The 17,739-nt window shown below is 64.3% G+C and carries 20 protein-coding genes and 1 pseudogene; 11 read left to right on the top strand and 10 right to left on the bottom strand.

Features of this window, described 5'->3' with window-relative positions; all coding sequences use genetic code 11:
* Positions 1-13 precede the first annotated feature (13 nt).
* Positions 14-1,039 (bottom strand): TauD/TfdA family dioxygenase, encoded by a 1,026-nt coding sequence (locus GGI48_RS26535; RefSeq protein WP_179600795.1) that lies wholly within the window; start codon positions 1,037-1,039, stop codon positions 14-16.
* A 420-nt stretch (positions 1,040-1,459) separates the two neighbouring features.
* Between GGI48_RS26535 and GGI48_RS26530 the strand changes: the two genes are divergently transcribed.
* Positions 1,460-2,842: a PLP-dependent aminotransferase family protein gene (locus GGI48_RS26530; RefSeq protein WP_103739749.1), complete on the top strand. Its 1,383-nt coding sequence runs from the start codon at positions 1,460-1,462 to the stop codon at positions 2,840-2,842.
* A 34-nt stretch (positions 2,843-2,876) separates the two neighbouring features.
* Here GGI48_RS26530 and GGI48_RS26525 read toward each other — a convergent pair whose 3' ends face one another.
* The 8 genes from GGI48_RS26525 to GGI48_RS26490 all read right to left on the bottom strand — a co-directional run bounded on the left by GGI48_RS26525 (position 2,877) and on the right by GGI48_RS26490 (position 10,550).
* Positions 2,877-3,650, bottom strand: a complete 774-nt coding sequence (locus GGI48_RS26525; RefSeq protein ID WP_179600793.1) for a 1,6-dihydroxycyclohexa-2,4-diene-1-carboxylate dehydrogenase — start codon at positions 3,648-3,650, stop codon at positions 2,877-2,879.
* A gap of 252 nt (positions 3,651-3,902) precedes the next feature.
* Entirely contained in the window at positions 3,903-4,916 is a 1,014-nt protein-coding gene (gene benC, locus GGI48_RS26520; protein WP_179600791.1) for a benzoate 1,2-dioxygenase electron transfer component BenC, read from the bottom strand.
* Positions 4,917-4,926: 10 nt separating this feature from the next.
* On the bottom strand, positions 4,927-5,415 hold the full coding sequence (gene benB, locus GGI48_RS26515; RefSeq protein WP_047305296.1) for a benzoate 1,2-dioxygenase small subunit: 489 nt from the start codon (positions 5,413-5,415) through the stop codon (positions 4,927-4,929).
* Positions 5,412-6,776, bottom strand: coding sequence for a benzoate 1,2-dioxygenase large subunit (benA, locus tag GGI48_RS26510; RefSeq protein ID WP_179600788.1), 1,365 nt, complete (start codon positions 6,774-6,776; stop codon positions 5,412-5,414). Before benA ends, benB begins: the two co-directional genes overlap by 4 nt.
* A 231-nt stretch (positions 6,777-7,007) precedes the next feature.
* A complete protein-coding gene (locus tag GGI48_RS26505; protein WP_179600786.1) occupies positions 7,008-7,964 on the bottom strand; it encodes an AraC family transcriptional regulator in 957 nt (318 codons plus the stop codon).
* Between the two features lie 155 nt (positions 7,965-8,119).
* The gene (catA, locus tag GGI48_RS26500) at positions 8,120-9,049 is read right to left on the bottom strand and encodes a catechol 1,2-dioxygenase (RefSeq protein ID WP_103739754.1); all 930 of its coding nucleotides are present in this window, start codon (positions 9,047-9,049) and stop codon (positions 8,120-8,122) included.
* Positions 9,050-9,100: 51 nt separating this feature from the next.
* Positions 9,101-9,391 carry a muconolactone Delta-isomerase gene (gene catC / locus GGI48_RS26495; protein ID WP_016966965.1) on the bottom strand — a complete coding sequence of 97 codons (291 nt, stop codon included), beginning with the start codon at positions 9,389-9,391 and terminating at the stop codon, positions 9,101-9,103.
* A 10-nt stretch (positions 9,392-9,401) separates the two neighbouring features.
* On the bottom strand, positions 9,402-10,550 hold the full coding sequence (locus GGI48_RS26490; protein WP_179600784.1) for a muconate cycloisomerase family protein: 1,149 nt from the start codon (positions 10,548-10,550) through the stop codon (positions 9,402-9,404).
* Between the two features lie 126 nt (positions 10,551-10,676).
* On the opposite strand from GGI48_RS26490, the gene GGI48_RS26485 reads away from it, so the two are divergent.
* The 4 genes from GGI48_RS26485 to GGI48_RS26470 all read left to right on the top strand — a co-directional run bounded on the left by GGI48_RS26485 (position 10,677) and on the right by GGI48_RS26470 (position 13,307).
* Complete coding sequence (locus GGI48_RS26485) at positions 10,677-11,585, top strand: LysR family transcriptional regulator (protein WP_179600782.1); 909 nt, start codon at positions 10,677-10,679, stop codon at positions 11,583-11,585.
* A gap of 102 nt (positions 11,586-11,687) precedes the next feature.
* Positions 11,688-12,188 (top strand): RDD family protein, encoded by a 501-nt coding sequence (locus GGI48_RS26480; RefSeq protein WP_179600780.1) that lies wholly within the window; start codon positions 11,688-11,690, stop codon positions 12,186-12,188.
* A gap of 36 nt (positions 12,189-12,224) precedes the next feature.
* A complete protein-coding gene (locus tag GGI48_RS26475) occupies positions 12,225-12,560 on the top strand; it encodes a DUF6388 family protein (protein ID WP_179600779.1) in 336 nt (111 codons plus the stop codon).
* 42 nt (positions 12,561-12,602) lie between these two features.
* A complete protein-coding gene (locus tag GGI48_RS26470; RefSeq protein ID WP_103739758.1) occupies positions 12,603-13,307 on the top strand; it encodes a YoaK family protein in 705 nt (234 codons plus the stop codon).
* Between the two features lie 12 nt (positions 13,308-13,319).
* On the opposite strand, the gene GGI48_RS26465 is transcribed toward GGI48_RS26470, so the two are convergent.
* Positions 13,320-14,069, bottom strand: coding sequence for an SDR family oxidoreductase (locus GGI48_RS26465; RefSeq protein ID WP_179600776.1), 750 nt, complete (start codon positions 14,067-14,069; stop codon positions 13,320-13,322).
* Between the two features lie 186 nt (positions 14,070-14,255).
* Between GGI48_RS26465 and tusD the strand changes: the two genes are divergently transcribed.
* The 6 genes and pseudogenes from tusD (at position 14,256) to GGI48_RS26435 (ending at position 17,728) form a co-directional block, all read left to right on the top strand.
* Positions 14,256-14,648, top strand: coding sequence for a sulfurtransferase complex subunit TusD (tusD, locus tag GGI48_RS26460; RefSeq protein WP_179602134.1), 393 nt, complete (start codon positions 14,256-14,258; stop codon positions 14,646-14,648).
* A gap of 1 nt (position 14,649) precedes the next feature.
* Positions 14,650-15,012, top strand: a complete 363-nt coding sequence (tusC, locus tag GGI48_RS26455; RefSeq protein WP_179600774.1) for a sulfurtransferase complex subunit TusC — start codon at positions 14,650-14,652, stop codon at positions 15,010-15,012.
* Entirely contained in the window at positions 15,012-15,308 is a 297-nt protein-coding gene (tusB, locus tag GGI48_RS26450) for a sulfurtransferase complex subunit TusB (protein WP_179600772.1), read from the top strand. Before tusC ends, tusB begins: the two co-directional genes overlap by 1 nt.
* Positions 15,305-15,640 carry a TusE/DsrC/DsvC family sulfur relay protein gene (locus GGI48_RS26445; RefSeq protein WP_179600769.1) on the top strand — a complete coding sequence of 112 codons (336 nt, stop codon included), beginning with the start codon at positions 15,305-15,307 and terminating at the stop codon, positions 15,638-15,640. Before tusB ends, GGI48_RS26445 begins: the two co-directional genes overlap by 4 nt.
* A complete protein-coding gene (locus GGI48_RS26440) occupies positions 15,637-16,638 on the top strand; it encodes a glycosyl transferase family protein (RefSeq protein ID WP_047305307.1) in 1,002 nt (333 codons plus the stop codon). The genes GGI48_RS26445 and GGI48_RS26440 overlap by 4 nt, the downstream gene beginning before the upstream one ends.
* Positions 16,639-16,726: 88 nt before the next feature.
* Positions 16,727-17,728, top strand: a pseudogene (locus tag GGI48_RS26435) (glutathione S-transferase family protein).
* The last annotated feature ends 11 nt before the right edge of the window (positions 17,729-17,739 follow it).

Raw genomic sequence — 17,739 nt, 5'->3', positions numbered from 1 at the left:
AAGACAAAAAGAATCAGGAAAGGACTTCATACAGATGGTCGGCTCGCGCAAAGCGCACGCGGTTCAGGTCATTGACCGCGAACACGCGCAAGAGCCAGCGGTCGGCGCCGTCGTTTTGCGGCTCGAAACCGTCGCGGGCGTGCAGCACCCGCTGGTTCTTGAAGATCATGAAATCCCCGGGCAGCAGCAGGTGCGGCTCATCGAAGCGGCGGCTTTCCAGCAGCGCGCGCAGGGTGTTGAGCGCGAGCTCAGCGCTGGCGTTCATGCCGTAGGTGTTTTCGCTGTCGAAGCGGCACAGCCACTCGTTGGCCGCGCCGCGCACCAGCACCGCGAGGTTGGGCGTTGAACGGCGCTGGCTGGCGAACGAGTCCGGGCGGCGCACCTCGAACTGCGGCAGGCTCAGTTCGCGCACGGTGGCCGCCGGCAGTTGGTCGATCACGTCGTCCAGATTGACCAGCGTGGTGTTGATCCGCGGATCGCAACGCATGCCGAAGAACGACAGGTATTCCGGGCAGCAGGAGAGCTCGCCGAGCGCTTCGGATGACAGCGGCAAGTCCGGGTTGTCGACGTGGTAGGAAAAGCGCAGGCGCGATCCGTGCGAGCTTTTCTGGCTGGAGGAGGTACGAGAAGGAATCACATGGCGGAACAGGCGTCCGTCATTCTCCCCTTCATACACCACCGGATGGATACCCAGCAGGCTTTGCAGCGACAGGCTGACCAGGCAGGCGATGGGCGTGCTCTTGGGGCTCAGCACGCCGGAGTAAGGCGTCGGTGGAATGTCCCGGTCTCGCGGGCAGTTGCGAATCACCATCGAGGTGAGGTCGGGGTCTTCGACAAAGGTCCGGATCTGTCGCGTCAGGGCAGCCCCCAGTACATCCTGGGCCTGTTCCTTGAGCTGAAAATAAATGTCCTTGGTGGCCTCGAATTCCAGAGGCGTCTGACTCAAGACGGTTTGCCAGGCGCTGGAAATAACCCACGGCAAGCGGATTTCCAACGTTGCCACGGCCTCGACTGCCTGCTTGTGCTGTGCGCTTTCCATTTCAGTTGAATTCCATAGTTCGATGCGCGTTGCGCCTGGCCCGGGAGGCGGCACAACCTGTTGTATTTTTGTGATTCAGCTCACACGACACCCGTGTAATGCCGGGACAAACCAGTCAATGCCTCGATAACATCTCGAAACAACATCGACGTAATCATTGTAATTACACAAATAGACTCGATTCAATTTATTTCTGCCGATCTGGCTTGCAGCGCGTGAATACGGCTTTAAAGTCATTGAATTTATTGAAATTTCTCATGAAATAAAATTTCAGCACGGTAAAGCCAACGAAAAACCTGGCTTATCCGACAGAATTAAATCGCATCAATTCGGTGCAATAGCCTCGATTACCACAGGATTACGCCCCTTCGCGGGTTCATGTTAGGCTTGCGTGCTCGTGCAGACTTTGGTGCTTTACCTATGTGGGTTCCTCAATACAGCGGCCACGCGCAGCCGGTTTACCTAATGATTGCCGACGCCCTGGAGCAAGACATCCGCTCCGGGCGCCTGAGCCCTGAAGATCGGCTGCCCACCCTCAAGGAGTTGGCCGAGGCCTTGAAAGTCACCCCCGGCACCGTGGGGCGCGCCTATGACGAAGCGGCCAAGCGCGGGCTGGTGGTGGGGGAAGTCGGACGCGGGACTTTTGTCTTGCCGGCCAAGACCAGGACGGCGCCTGCCGCAGCGCAAACCAGTACCGATAGCCACAGCGCGCAGATCGATCTGTCGATCATCAAGCCCAATGACGCCAACGTCGGGATGTGGCTGCGCGATTCCATTGGCGAGCTGGCCCAGTCGGCGGACCTGAACCGGGTGCTGGACTACGCCACCGATGGCGGACACGCCGTGCACAAGCAGGCCGGAGCCCGCTGGGTGCAGCGCAGCCTGCCCGAGGCGCGCTGGCAGCAGATCGTGCTCACCAGCGGCGCGCAGCACGGCTTGCTGGTGGCCATCAACAGCCTGTCCAACACCAACGACCTGATTCTCTGCGAAGAGCATTGCTACCCCGGGATCATCTCCCTGGCCCACAGCCTGGACAGGCGCCTGATGGGCGTGCAGATCGATGAATACGGGCTGGTGCCCGAGGCCTTCCGCGCGGCGTGCGAGGAGCACCGTCCGGCCCTGCTGGTGTGCGTGACCACGCACCAGAACCCGACCAACTCGATCATGCCGCCGGAGCGCCGCGAAGCCATTGCCCAGATCGCCCGCGAATACGATGTGTTCATCATTGACGATGACATCTATGGCTTTCTGGAAACCCACAACGTGCACAAGCCGATCTCGGCCTACGCCCCCGAGCGCTCGGTCTACCTGACCAGCCTGTCGAAAAGCATCCTGCCGGCGCTGCGCATCGGTTACCTGTACGCCCCGCCCGAAACCCTCTCGCGCCTGTCGTCCATGGTCCGCAGCAGCGTGTGGATGCCCTCGCCGATGATGGCGCAACTGGCCAGCAACCTGATCAACAGCGGCACCGGCGAGCAACTGATCAAGGTGCAGCAGCAAGAGGCGGCCGTGCGCCAGCAAATGGCGCGGGAGATTCTCGGCAACTATCAAATCAGCAGCCAGCCCAACAGCTTTCACATCTGGCTGGTGCTGCCGCAGCCCTGGAACTGCGACGAGTTTGCCAACCTGGCCCGCGCCCAGGGCGTCACCGTGGTCAGCGGCAGCCAGTTCCTGGCCCAGCGCACCACGGCCAGCCGCGGCGTGCGCATTGCCTTGATGTCGCCAAGCCGCGCCGAACTGAGCTTTGCCCTGACCAAGCTGGCCAGCTTGCTCGCCTCACCCGAGCCGCGCCTGTTCTACTGACCGCCCCGGCAGCAGAGCCTGAGGCCGCCGGGCTTCAGCCCTGGTCGCCACCGCCCACCGGCAGCACCGTGCCGGTGATATAGGACGCTTCGGCGGAGGCGAGGAACAGGATCGCCGCGGCCTGCTCGTCGATGGTGCCGTAGCGTTTCATCAGGCTGCTATCCAGGGTCTGATCGACGATCTGCTGATACCAGACCTGTTCCTCGGCGCTTGGCTCGGCGCTGTTGCGCGGGATACGCCGCGGCGGGGCTTCGGTGCCCCCCGGGGCGGTGGCATTGACCCGCACGCCACGACCGGCGGTTTCGAAGGCCAGGCAGGCGGTCAGCGCGTTGATCCCGCCCTTGGCCGCGCCGTAGGGCACGCGGTTGAGACTGCGGGTGGCGATGGACGAGACGTTGACGATGGCGCCACTGCCCTGCTCCAGCATCGGCGGCAAGGCGGCGTGGCAGCACCACAAAGTGGGGAACAGCGAGCGGCGCACTTCGGCTTCGATCTGCGCGGGCTCGTAGTGTTCGAAAGGCTTGGCCCAGATGGTGCCGCCGACGTTGTTGACCAGCACATCGAGGCGGCCGAAATGGGCGATGGCCGCGGCCATGATCAGGCTGCACTCGCTGTACTGCTCCAGATCGGCGGTCAGAGCCAGGATTGGGTAGCGGGGGCTGAGTTCGGCGGCCAGTTCGAAGACCAGCTCGGAGCGGTCCACCAGCACCACGCGGGCGCCCTCTTCGGCCAGGCGCTCGGCAACGCGACGGCCGATGCCTTGGGCGGCGCCGGTGACCAGGGCGACTTGGTTGTGGAAACGGTTCATGGAAACCTCGTGAACGCAAAAAGATAGGGAGAACACCACCCGACGTAGGAGCCGGCTTGCCGGCGAAGGGGCCCTTGGGCCTTGCTGCACCCTGATGGACGCCTTCGCTGGCAAGCCAGCTCCTACAAGGCCATGGCTTGCCGTGTGGGATTGCGTAGGAGCCGGCTTGCCGGCGAAAGGGCCCTTGAGCCTTGCAGCGCCCTGATGGACGTCTTCGCTGGCAAGCCAGTTCCTACAGCGGGGAAGTGCCCTTCAGGCGGCGCTGGCGGCGAACTTCTCGTAGTAGAAGTTCGCCGGGGCGATGCCCTGCTCGCGGATGAACTGGCTCACCGCTTCGACCATCGGCGGCGGTCCGCACAGGTAGATGTCCACATCGCCCTGGTTGAGGTGCGCCGGTTCGATGTGCTGGGTCACGTAGCCCTTGCGCGGGTACTGGCTATCTGGATTGGCCACGCAGGCGCTGAAGCTGAACTGCGGGATGCGCGCGGCAAAGTCTTCCAGGCGCTCCAGCTCCACCAGGTCGAAATCGTGGGTCACGCCGTAGATCAAATGCAGCGGGTGCGCGCTGCCCTGCTCGGCGATTTTCTCCAGCATGGCGGTGAACGGCGCCAGCCCTGTGCCGCCGGCCAGCAACAGCAGGGGCCGGCGGATGTCCCGCAGGTAGAAGCTGCCCAGGGGCCCGGCCAGGGTCATGCTGTCACCGGCTTTGGCCAGCCCGGTAAGAAAGCTGCTCATCAGGCCGCCGGGCACATTGCGGATCAGGAAGCTGACTTCGCCGTCGCGTTGCAACGAACTGAAGGAGTAGGCCCGAGTCTGCTCGCTGCCGGGCACCCCGAGGTTGACGTATTGCCCCGGCAGGAACGCCAGCTGGCTCAGGGCTTCACCCTTGATCGACAGGGCAATGGTGCTGTCGGACAGCTGGCGCACCGCGCTGATGCGGGCCTGGAAAGTCCCCTGCCCGGCGCGGCAGACCTGGGACGAAGCCGGCACCCGTACCACGCAGTCGCTCAAGGCGCGCATCTGGCAGGTGAGGACAAAACCCTGCTCGGCCTCGTCGGCGCTCAGGGCGTCTTCGATGTAGTCCTCGCCCAGCTCGTAGCGCCCCGCCTCGGCAAAGCACTTGCAGGTGCCGCAGGCGCCGTCGCGGCAGTCCAGGGGGATATTGATGCCCTGGCGGTAGGCGGCGTCGGCCACGGTTTCGCCGGGGTTGGCGTTGACGAAACGGGTCACGCCGTCTTCGAAATTGAGTGCGATTTGATGGCTCATGGCAGTCGCCTCAGAGGTGGTAGATATCGACGACCTGGCGAACGTAGTCGTTCTTCAGGATGACTTTCTTGGCCAGGATCAGCGGGTTTTCGCCGCGCACATCCAGGGTGTAGAAGCTGCAGCCGAAGTAGCTGTCCACGGTCTTGTAGCGAAAGCTCAGGGTGTGCCAGTTGAAGCGCAGCTTGCATTGGCCGTCGCCCTGTTCCAGCAGCTCGATATTGCTCAGGTTGTGCGAGGTGCGGGTGTCGGGAATGCTGGCGCTGGAGCGCTCGGTCTTGATGCGGAACACCCGGTCTTCCAGGCCGCTGCGGTTGCCGTACCAGATCAGCGAGATTTCCCGCTGCGGGTCTTCGGTCAGCTGGTCGCTGTCGTCCCAGGAGGGCATCCAGAAGGTCGCGTCCGGGGCGTAGAGTTCCAGCCAGCTGTCCCAGTCCTTGTCGTCCAGGTAGCGGGCCTCGCGATACAGGAAATCGCGCACGGTGTCGTAGGAAACAGTCATTGCACGGCCTCCACGTCGATCTGGCGAGCGGCTTCACGCTCCAGGGCTGCCAGCAGGGTCTGCTGCCAGTACTTGTGCTGCATCACGAACAGGCCCTCGTCCTCGGTACGCACGCCGCTGAGGATCGGCTGCAGGTCGATTTCTTTCGCCGCGTCGTCCGCGCCCCGAACCCAATGCTCGGCGCCACGGGACATGTCGTTCCAGGCCGTGCTGCTGCCCTGGTAGCCGAGCTGGCAGGAGCGGAACTCCTCCAGGTCGTCCGGGGTGGCCATGCCGCTGACGTTGAAGAAGTCTTCGTATTGGCGGATGCGCCGGGCCCGGGCTTCGTCGCTCTCGCCCTTGGGCGCGATGCAGTAGATGGTGATTTCCGTGCGGTCAACGGAGAGCGGCCGGGCGATGCGGATCTGCGAGCTGAACTGGTCCATCAGGTAGACGTTGGGGTACAGGCACAGGTTGCGCGAGTTCTCGATCATCCAGTCGGCCCGGGCCTGGCCGAAGTCCCGGGCCAGCTCGTCGCGGCGTTCGTACAGCGGGCGATCCTCGGGGTTGGACCAGCGGGTCCAGAGCAGCATATGGCCCTTGTCGAAGGAGTAGAAACCGCCGCCCTGCTTGGCCCAGCTGCCGGCGCTCATGGTGCGGATGCCTGCCCCGGCCTCGCGCTGCTTGCGCTGGTTCTGGGTGGCGGCGTAGTTCCAGTGCACCGAGCTGACGTGGTAGCCGTCGGCGCCGTTCTCGGCGGTGAGCTTCCAATTGCCTTCGTAGATGTAGCTGGAGGAGCCGCGCAGCACTTCCAGGCCGTCGGCGGACTGGTCGACGATCATGTCGATGATCTTCGCCGACTCGCCCAGGTGTTCCACCAGGGGCAGCACGTCGGGATTGAGGCTGCCGAACAGGAAGCCGCGGTAGGACTCAAAGCGCGCGACGCGGGTCAGGTCGTGGGAGCCGTCGCAGTTGAAACTGGCCGGGTAGCCCGCGGCGGCCGGGTCCTTGACCTTGAGCAGTTTGCCGGTGTTGTTGAAGGTCCAGCCGTGGAACGGGCAGGTGAAGGAGGCCTTGTTGCCGGTCTTGTGCCGGCAGAGCATGGCGCCGCGATGGCTGCAGGCGTTGATGAAGGCGTTGAGTTCACCGTTCTTGTTGCGGGCGATGAACACCGGCTGCCGACCCATGGTGGTGCTGTAGTAGTCGTTGGGATTGGGGATCTGGCTGTCGTGGGCCAGGTACAGCCAGTTGCCTTCGAAGATGTGCTGCATCTCCAGATCGAACAGCCGGGGGTCGGTGAACATCGCCCGCTTGCAGCGGTAGACGCCCTGGTCGGGGTCTTCTTCAAGCAGGGAATGCAGGTATTCGGGTCGCAGGGACATGGCCGCCGCCTCCATTGTTTTTATTCAGGCAGGGCCATGCTAGGACCGGGGTTGGCGGGGCAATAGCCGATGCGTGCAGACCTGTATCCGTTTTCTGCAGATTGCTCTGTAGCCGCTGCCGCAGGCTGCGAACGGCTCCGCAGGAGACGCAGGGGTCCCGAGGACGCCGAAGGTCTGCCGGGTGATCGCCAGGCACAGGTCGGAACGGATGCCCATAGCGGGGTGGGCCGGTCAGTGGCGACGCTTGAGGGTGTCGGAGGGCAGTTCGCCGTATTGCTGGCGGTAGCTCTGGGCGAAGCGGCCCAGGTGCGAAAAGCCAAAATCCAGGGCCAGTTCGGTGACGTTGCGCACCGGGCATTGCGGGTCGCTGAGGCAGGCGTGCACCCGTTGCAGTTTCTGCTGGCGGATGTAGTTCTTCGGCGTGGTGCGGGCGTTGCGTTCGAACAGCGCGTACAGCGAGCGCAGGCTCATGCGTGCCTGTTGCGCCAGTTCTGCGCAGCCGATGTCCTGCTTGAGGTTGCGTTCGATGTAGTCGGCAATGCATTCGAAGGTCGCCGCCGAGGCGCTCAGGGTGCCGCGCTGGACGTTGGTCTGCATCAGGCCCAGCAGTTTGCCCACCAGAATGTGCGCGTAGTGCTCCTGGACCTTGGGCATGGCCTGCAGGGCTTCGGACTCCTGGCACAACAGGCTGAGCAAGGGCACGAAGCCTTCAAGCTCCTGCAGTTGGTAGCGCTGGCGCAGAAAGCGCACGCCCTGCCCCGGGTACTGCCAGCGCTGTTCCTGGCAGGCGGCTTCCAGCAGGCGGGTGGGAATCTTGATGATGAATTTTTCGCAGTCCTCGGAATAGGTCAGGTCCACCGGGTCGTCGGGGTTGATCAGCAGCAGCTCCCCCGGGGCCAGGCAGTGTTCCTGGCCCGCCCCCCGCCACAGGCAGTGACCGCGCAGCAGCACTTGCAGGTGATAGATGCTTTCCAGGGCCGGCGAGGTGACGCGCACGCTGCCGCCGTAGCTGAGGCTGCACAGGTCGAGGCTGGCCAGGGTCCGGTGGTTGAGGCTGGCCTGGGGCTGGCCGGCCCGGGGCAGGCGGATGCAGTGGCTGCCCACGTGCTGATTGACGTAACCGGACACGGCATGGGGATCGGCTTGAACAAACACGCGGCTGCGTTCACTCAACAGATGCATTTGCATAATCGGGTCACTCTGATTGTTCTTGTTGGGGCCGCACCGCGCGGTGGCAAGCCGCGCTGGCAGGCAATCACGCAAGGTCAAAAAGCCCAGGCCGACAACGACAAAAGCCACGGGCCGCTCAAGGCGTCCGTGGCTCGGTCTTGCCGTGTCGGGGGTCAGGCCTCCAGGGCACGCACCCGTTCGTGGCGCTGCTGTTCTTGCGGCTGGGCCGAAGGCTGCAGGGTGAAGTCGAAGTGAATTTCCGCGAAGCGGCCACTCACGCCCAGTTCCTTGGCCCGCACCGGGTCCTCACTGAAGGTGATCTTGGCGATCAGCTCGTCGCGGGTGGCGTAGGCGAAGTCGTCGTGCAGGTAGGGATCGCCGTCCAGGTTGATCTGGGTGGTCAGGTGGCGATGGTCATCGGCCGAGATGAAGAAGTGGATGTGCGCGGGGCGCTGGCCGTGGCGACCCAGTTGGTCCAGCAGTTGCTGGGTCGGGCCTTCCGGCGGGCAGCCGTAGCCGGACGGCACGATGCTGCGAAAACGGTAGCGGCCCTCGGCATCGGTGACGATGCGCCGGCGCAGGTTGAACTCCGACTGGCTGCCGTCGAAGTAGGAATAGGTGCCGCCGGTGTTGGCGTGCCAGACGTCGACGATGGCGCCAGCCAGGGGCTGGCCGGCGGTGTTGGTCACCTGCCCTTGCATGAACAGCACCACGCCCGGATCAAGGCCGTCGTCCAGGCGCGCTTCGCCCTGGCTCAGGGGCGCGCCGGCCACGTACAGCGGGCCTTCGATGGTGCGCGGTGTGCCGCCGGTCTTGCCGGCCTGTTCGTCGGCGGCGTCCATCATCAGGTCCAGGTAATGCTCCAGGCCCAGGCCCGCGGCCAGCAGCCCGGCTTCCTGGCGAGCGCCGAGGACGTTGAGGTAGTTGACGGCTTTCCAGAACTCTTCCGGGGTGACGTTCAGGTCTTCGATGATGTTCACGGTGTCCCGCAGGATGCGGTAGACGATGGCCTTGGTCCGGGGGTTGCCGCCATCGGTGAACTGGCCGCTGGCTTCTTCAAGAAAGCGTTGGGCGCTGGCAGTCTGGGAAATTCTGACGTTCATGATTAATCCTCATCTTGTATTTATTAGAGTGGTGAACGGGCTGGTGCGAACTCAGCGGTCATCCTCATGAATGGACGAAGGATGCCTGCACAGGGCGTTAACTTCGATGGCCATGTACGGGTACAGCGGCAGTTGCATCAGGGTGTCGTGCAGTTCCTGCACGCTGTCGACGTCGAACACGCTGTAGTTGGCGTACAGCCCGGCGATGCGCCACAGGTGACGCCACTTGCCTTCGGCCTGCAGGCGCTGGGCCAGGGCCTTTTCCTCGGCTTTCAGTTGCGCGGCGCGCTCGGGGTTCATGTCGACCGGCAGGTTCACGGTCATTTTCACGTGGAATAGCATGCAGCCCTCCTCAGGTGTGATGCAGCACGGGGGTGGTTTTGTCGCGACGGAAGAACGCCAGGCGGTCTTCGTCCAGGCTCAGGCCAAGGCCCGGTGCCCGTGAGACATGCAGGTGGAAATCCCGGTACACCGGCGCCTCGGCGAGGATGTCCTCGGTCAGCAGCAGCGGGCCGAACAGCTCGGTGTCCCAGCTCAGTTTGTTCAAGGTCAGGAAGGCGTGGGCCGAGGCCAGGGTGCCGATGCCGCCTTCGAGCATGGTGCCGCCGTACAGGCCGATGCCCGCCGCCTCGGCAATCGCCGCGGTGCGCAGGGTGGCGCGGGGGCCGCCGTTCTTGGCGATCTTCAGGGCGAACACCGAAGCCGCGCCTTCCCGGGCCAGGTTGAAGGCGTCTTCCACGCACTCGATGGATTCGTCGGCCATGATCGGCGCCGGGCTAATGGCATTCAGGCGCACCATGCCGGCGCGGTTGTTGCGCGAGATGGGTTGTTCGATCAGATCGATGCCGTTGCCGCCGAGGATGCGGCAGGCGCGCAGGGCCACGGCTTCGTCCCAGGCCTGGTTGACGTCGACCCGCACGCTGGCGCGATCACCCAGGGCCTTCTTGATGGCGATCACGTGGGCCAGGTCGCGGTCCACTTCACCGGCGCCGATCTTCAGTTTGAAGATGCGGTGGCGGCGCAGGTCGAGCATCTTTTCGGCTTCGGCGATGTCCTTGGCGGTGTCGCCGCTGGCCAGGGTCCAGGCCACCGGCAGCGCATCGCGCACCCGACCGCCCAGCAGTTCGCTGACTGGCAGGCCGAGGCGCTTGCCCTGGGCGTCGAGCAAGGCGCTTTCAATCCCGGATTTGGCGAAGGTGTTGCCGCGGATGCTCTGCTCCAGGCGCAGCATGGCAGCGTTGATGTTGCTGGCGTCCTGGCCGATCAGCAGCGGGGTGAAGAAGCGGTCGATGTTGGTCTTGATGCTGTCCGGGCTTTCGTTGCCATAGGCCAGGCCACCGATGGTGGTGGATTCGCCCAGGCCTTCGATGCCGTCGGCGCAGCGCAGGCGGATCAGCACCAGGGTCTGGTTCTGCATGGTGTGCATGGCCAGCTTGTGGGGGCGGATGGTCGGCAGATCGACGATGATCGTTTCGATCGATTCAATGGCAGAAGCGTGCATGTCCATACCCGTTAGGTTCTTGAAGTTCTGCGCTCGATTCTGTCCCGGCTTTTTCCGGGGTTCCAATATAGAATTGGTCTGGCTTGATACCTTAAAAGTATGCACATCTCTACAGGGGGAGCTGTCATGGAATTGCGTCATCTGCGCTACTTCCAGGTGCTGGGGGAAACCCTCAATTTCACCCGCGCCGCCGAACGCCTGCACATCGCCCAGCCGCCGTTGAGCCGGCAGATCCAGCAGTTGGAGGACGAGCTGGGGGTGCTGTTGCTGGAACGCGGCCGGCCGCTGCGCCTGACCGCCGCCGGGCGGTTTTTCTTTGAACACTCCAACCGGGTGCTGGAGCAATTGGGCAAGGTCTGCGACAACACCCGGCGCATTGGCCTGGGGCACAAGACCTGGCTGGGCATCGGCTTTGCCCCCTCGACCCTGTACGGCGTGCTGCCGCAACTGATCCGCCGCCTGCGCAGCAACGAAACCCTGGAACTGGAACTGGGGCTGTCGGAAATGACCACCCTGCAACAGGTGGAAGCCTTGAAGACCGGGCGCATCGACATCGGCTTCGGGCGGATCCATATCGACGACCCGGCCATTGTGCAAAGGGTGCTGACCGAGGACCGGCTGGTGGTCGCCCTGCCCGCTGGCCATCCCTTGCTGGGACAAGAGCTGAGCCTTGAGCAACTGGCCAACGAGCCCTTTGTGCTGTATCCGGCCAATCCGCGGCCGAGCTACGCCGACCATGTGATCGCGCTGTTCAGTGCCCGCGGCCTGAACCTGAAGATCGCCCAGTGGACCAACGAATTGCAGACCGCCATCGGCCTGGTGGGCGCCGGCATCGGCATCACCCTGGTGCCGGCCTCGGTGCAGGTGCTGCATCGCGACGACATCGGTTTTTGCCCGCTGCAAGAACCCGAGGCCACCTCGCCGATCATCCTCAGCCGCCGGGTCGGCGAGCCGTCGCCGGGGCTCACCCATTGCCTGCACCTGATTGCCCAGTTGCGCAGCGAGATCGGTCGCGAACAGCCCGTGGTCAGCTGACTCGGTGCGGGTGTAGCAGGCCCCCGCCAAAACCACTGCTACACCCCACCCTGCGGGGATTACACTGCGCCCGATGTGATGGAAAAAACTCTGGAATCGATCATGGAAGTCTCAAGAACCCGACTGATCCTGCGCCGCGCCGCCGCCTTCATGCTCGACCAGGTGCTGGCGCTGGCGGTGTATGTGCTCCTGTCGCTGAGCCTGCACGGGGTGCTGGCGTTGCAGCCGGTCAGACAGTTGCTCGAGCTCGAGCAACAGACGGGGCTGGAGCCCTACCTTCATTCAATGCTGTTCATGCTGGTCTGGCCCTTGTACTTCGTGGCCTGGGAGTATTTCTTCAAGGGCCGGACGCCCGGCAAGTGCGCCCTGGACCTGGTGGTGATCAACGCCGCCGGGACGCCGCCGACGCTGATCCAGGTACTGATCAGAAGCGCCACCCGCCATCTGGAGGCCGCGTTCGCCTTTGTCCCGCTGATGGCCTGTGCGGAATCAAGCCGCTGCCAGCGAATAGGCGATATGCTCGCCCGCACCTATGTGATCCCGCACAAGGATCTGCAGCAGATACGCAGTGAAATGCCAGCACATCCCCTGCCCCGGGCTTGATGCCTGAAGACTGCCCGTTCCCCTCAAGGAGCCCCGATGCCCGCCGATGCCCTGCACCACGAAATAGCCTTGGAAAGATTTCTCGCCGCCCGCCCCGAACTGCGCGAAGCCCTGGACAAGCTCAATCCGCTGGAGGCCCAGGCCAAGGGCGAGACGCCCGAGCAGTACCGCGCCGAACGCCTGCATGAAGCCTTCGAGGCCGAAGCCGAGCGCCTGGGGCTGTTCGCCTGGGAACAGAGCCTGCAACTGACCGCTGCCAGCCCCGAGGAATTCCACGCCCAGCGCCTTGAAGTGCACAAGGAAGTGGCGGAAATGGCCGGCATGCCGTGGGACGAGTACTGCGCCCTGCACGGACTCGAAAACGCCCATTGACCCGCACCCGTCCACCGTAGTCCCTGTTCAGGAGAACCGACGATGCTGCCTTCGACTTCCACCCAATCGGCCAGCGCCGCCCTGCAGCACACGCAGAAATGGCGCGGGCGAGTCGGCCTCGGGCTGGTGGCTTGCCTTTCGGTGCTGGCCGGGATGACCGACGCCATCGGCTTCATGGCCACTGGCGATTTCGTGTCCTTCATGAGCGGCAACACCACGCGCATGGCGGTGGCCATCAGCAATGGCGAGCTGAGCCTGGTGCTGCGCCTGTTGCTGCTGGTGGCGACCTTTGTCGTGGGTAACGCCCTGGGCGTGGTGGTCAGCCGCCTGGCCGGGCACCGCGCCCTGCCCTTGCTGCTGAGCATTGGCGCATTGCTCTGCGCCTCCGCCGCCTGGCCCTTCGAGCAGCAATTGCCGGCCTTGCTGGCAGCCATCATCGCCATGGGCATGCTCAACGCCGCGGTGGAAGAAGTGAACGGCCTGCCCATTGGCCTGACCTATGTCACCGGTGCCCTGTCGCGCTTTGGTCGCGGGCTGGGACGCTGGGTACTCGGCGAACGGCGCAACGGCTGGCGGGTACAGCTGGTGCCGTGGAGCGGGATGTTCGCCGGGGCGGTGCTGGGGGCCTTGCTGCAACAGCACCTGGGGCTCAAGGCGCTATATGTCAGCGGCTTGTTTGCCGCTCTGCTGGGCATCGCGTCGTTGAAGATTCCGCGCCGCTGGCAACTGGGCTACAAGACCCGCTGACCTGCGCCGCCGTCAGTCGAACAGACCGCCGCTGTCGGTATCGATGACGATCGATGACAGGCTGATGTGCCGCGGCCGGGTCAGGGCAAAGACCACCGCTTCCACCACGTCGCGGTTGGTGCCCTGCTCGCCCTTCTGTCGTGCTGGAACCTGCTCCCAGGCCGGGTCCAGCGGCGAAATGTCTTCCAGATACGGCGGATGCACACACAGCGAGCGCACCGGCGTGCCCTTGAGCACCTGGCGCAGGCCGTCGGCCAGGGCCAGTTGCCCGTGCTTGGCCGCGTAGAACGGCAGCGACACGCTGTGCAGCGGTGCATTGGGCAAGCCGCTGATGGAGCCGATGGTGACGATGTCCGGACGCGTGGAGGCCTTGAGCGCCGGCATCAGGCCCTGGGTCAGGAGGAAGGTGCCCGTCAGGGCCGCATCGATCACTCCGGTGACCTCGGCCGCGCTGTGGGGCTGCTCGCTGGCCTCCAGCCACATGGCGCCGTTATTGATCAGAATGTCCACCTGGGGCTGGCGCACATGAATCTCCGCCAGGGCCGCCTTGACGCTGTCGCTGCTGGCCAGATCCACCACCACGCAATCGGCAGCCTGGGCGGTGCGCGCCTTGATGGCCGCACTCACCTGCGCCAGGGCCTCGGCGTTGCGCCCACAGAGAATCAGCTTGCAGCCCAGATCCGCCAGACTGATGGCCAGTGCCGCGCCCAGACCACGACCGGCCCCCGTGACCACCACCACCGCCGAATTCAAGTCCATCATCCCTTGCTCCTTGTCCCAGGTTGAATGAAGGCGCGAGTCTATCCCTGGTTGCTGCTTCAGGGCCCGGGCAAAGCTTTACCCGATATGTCCCGGGCTGCCTGAGCCAGAGCCCTGGCGGCGAATCGGGTTTAGCCGATCCACGGAGAAAGCTTTATCATGGCCGCAGTTTTATCCATCGAGTCCGTCATGAAGTTCGCCATCGCCCTGTTCTCCGCCGCTCACGCGCCGTCCTCGCGCCGCGCCCTGCTGTTCGCCCAGGCGGCGCTGGCGGGCGGGCATGAGATTGTCCGGCTGTTTTTCTATCAGGACGGCGTGTACAACGCTGCCAACAGCATCGTCACGCCCCAGGATGAGCAGAACCTGCCCCGGGAATGGCGCGACTTTGTCGAGCAGCATCAGTTGGATGGCGTGGTGTGCATCGCCGCCGCCCTGCGTCGGGGTGTGTTGAATGCTGACGAAGCCCAGCGCTATCAGCGCACGGCGGTGAGCGTCGAGGCGCCGTGGGAGCTGTCGGGGCTCGGGCAATTGCATGACGCGGTACAGGCCGCCGACCGCCTGATCTGTTTTGGAGGGGCGTGAGATGGGCAAATCCCTGTTGTTGATCAGCCGTCAGGCGCCCTGGTCCGGCCCTGGTGCCCGGGAGGCCCTGGATATCGTCCTGGCCGGCGGCGCCTTCGACCTGCCTATCGGCCTGCTGTTTCTCGACGATGGCGTGCTGCAACTGGCGCCGGGGCAACAGGCCTCGCTGCTGCGCCAGAAAGACCTGAGCGCCAACCTGCAGGCGCTGGCGCTGTTCGGCGTCGACGAACTGTTTGCCTGCAGCGCCAGCCTCGCGGCTCGCGGCCTCGACCCGGCGGCCTTGAACCTTGACGCGGTACAGCTGCTCAACGCCCCGGAACTGGCCGGGATCATCGACCGTTTTGACCAGGTGATTACCCTCTGATGTCGACCTTGCATGTGTTGTCCCACTCGCCCTTCACCGACACCCGCCTGAGCAGTTGCCTGCGCCTGCTGGGCAGCGCCGATGGCCTGCTGCTGTGCGGCGACGCCGCCTATGCCCTGCAGCCGGGCACCACTCTTTACGGCGAACTGGGCGCCCGCAGCGGCCTGAATCTGTATGTGCTGGAAGAAGACTTGCAAGCCCGGGGCCTGGAGCTGCCGACCTGGGCCAAGGCGGTGGATTACCCAGGCTTCGTCGAGCTGTCGATTGAGCATGACAAGGTCAATACCTGGCTATGAGTACCCTGACTGTGGGCGCTCGCGCCATCGAACTGGACAAGGACGGTTACCTGGTCAACCTCGACGACTGGTCCGCCGACGTGGCCCAAGCCCTGGCAGCCAACGAAGAGCTGGAGCTGAGCCCGGAACACTGGGAAATCCTCGAACTGCTGCAGGGCTTCTATAAAGAGTTCCAGCTATCCCCGGCCACCCGCCCGCTGATCAAGTACACCGCGCTCAAGCTGGGCCCGGACAAGGGCAACAGCCTGCACCTGAACCGACTGTTCAAAGGCACTCCCGCCAAACTTGCCGCCAAGCTGGCGGGCCTGCCAAAGCCGACCAATTGCCTATGAACGATTTCGCCCCTCTGCTCACCCAGACCCCGGAAGAACACCCTTTTGCCCAGTTCGTGCGCATCCTGGGCAAGGGCAAGCGCGGCGCGCGCAACCTGACTCGCGAGGAAGCCCGGGAAGCCATGGGCATGCTGCTGGACGACAAGGTCGAGGACACCCAGCTGGGCGCCTTCCTCATGCTGCTGCGGCACAAGGAAGAAAGCCCGGAAGAGCTGGCGGGCTTCACCGAAGCCCTGCGCGAACGCCTCAACGCCCCCGAGATCGCCCTGGACCTCGACTGGCCGACCTACGCCGGCAAGAAGCGCCACCTGCCCTGGTACCTGCTGGCGGCCAAGTGCCTGGCGCAGAACGGCGTGCGCATCCTGCTGCACGGCGGCGGCGCCCATACCGCCGGGCGCCTGTACACCGAGCAGTTGCTGGAGCCCTTGGGGATTCCCCTGTGCCGTGACTGGCACTCGGTGAGCCATGCGCTGGACCAGGGCAACCTGGCCTTCATGCCCCTGGGCGACTGGGCGCCGCAACTGCAGCGCATGATCGATTTGCGCAACATCCTCGGCCTGCGCTCGCCGATCCACTCCCTGGCGCGCCTGCTCAATCCCTTGGGCGCCCGTTGCGGCCTGCAGAGCATCTTCCACCCCGGTTACCAGGCAGTGCACCGCGATGCCAGCGGCCTGCTGGGGGACAACGTCATCGTGATCAAGGGCGATGGCGGCGAGATCGAGATCAACCCGGACACCACCAGCCATCTGTACGGCAGCACCGGCGGCGTCAGTTGGGATGAAGAGTGGCCGGCACTGTCGGCCCAGCGCCATGTGAAACCGGCCAGCCTGGAACCCGAGCACCTCAAGGCGCTGTGGCGCGGTGATGTTGAGGACAGTTACCCGCAACTGGCCCTGCTGGCGACCATGGCCCTGGCCTTGCGCGGTTTGGGCACGCCGCGGGAGCAGGCCTTCGCGCTGGCCCAGCAGTACTGGGATGCCAGGGACAGATCGATTTAATCGATCAAAACCGCCCATGCTTTGCGCTTTTTGTTCGAACCCAGCGGCATAGACTGCACTCCAACGCAAAATAGCTGAGGAGCATTCCATGGGACTGCTGATCGATGGGCGCTGGCATGACCAGTGGTACGAAAGCGGCAAGGACGGCGCCTTCCAACGGGAACAGGCGCAACGCCGCCACTGGGTCACCGCCGACGGCAGTCCGGGGCCTAGCGGCGAAGGCGGCTTTGCCGCCGAAGCCGGGCGCTAACACCTCTATGTCTCCCTGGCCTGCCCCTGGGCCCACCGCACGCTGATCCTGCGCAAGCTCAAAGGGTTGGAACAGTTGATCGATGTCTCGGTGGTCAGCTGGCTGATGCGCGAAAACGGCTGGACCTTCGACAGCGCCCATGGCTCCAGTGGCGATGCCCTGGATCACTTTGATTTCATGCACCAGCGTTATACCGCCGACAGCGCCGACTACACCGGCCGCGTCACCGTGCCAGTGCTGTGGGACAAGCAGCAACAGCGCATCGTCAGCAACGAATCGGCGGAGATCATCCGCATGTTCAACAGCGCCTTCGACGGCCTGACCGGCAATGGCCTGGATTTTTGTCCGCAGCCATTGCGCGCACGCATCGATGAACTCAACGCACGCATCTACCCCGCGCTGAACAATGGCGTGTACCGCGCCGGGTTTGCCACTTCACAACAGGCCTATGAGACGGCATTCGATGATGTCTTCGCCGAGCTGGACGCCCTGGAGGCGTTGCTGGACAAGCAGCGCTACCTGGCCGGCGAGTACCTGACCGAAGCCGATGTGCGGCTGTTCACCACGCTGATCCGTTTCGATGCGGTGTACCACGGCCACTTCAAGTGCAACCTGCGGCGGATTGCCGATTATCCCAACCTGTCGAACTGGCTGCGGGAGCTGTATCAGTGGCCTGGGATTGCCGAGACGGTGGATTTTGCCCATATCAAGGGGCACTACTACGCCAGCCATAGCACCATCAATCCGACCGGGATTGTGCCGAAGGGACCGCAGCAGGACTTCAGCCGCGACCATGATCGGCAGCGGTTGAGTGGGCAAGGGGTTTGGTGCAGGGATTGAGGAGGCTTTCG

Origin of the sequence: Pseudomonas protegens (assembly GCF_013407925.2) — a bacterium.
Lineage (GTDB): Bacteria > Pseudomonadota > Gammaproteobacteria > Pseudomonadales > Pseudomonadaceae > Aquipseudomonas > Aquipseudomonas fluorescens_AP.
Note: the sequence above shows the minus strand (reverse complement) of the source record. Positions and strands in the feature narration are given on the sequence as shown.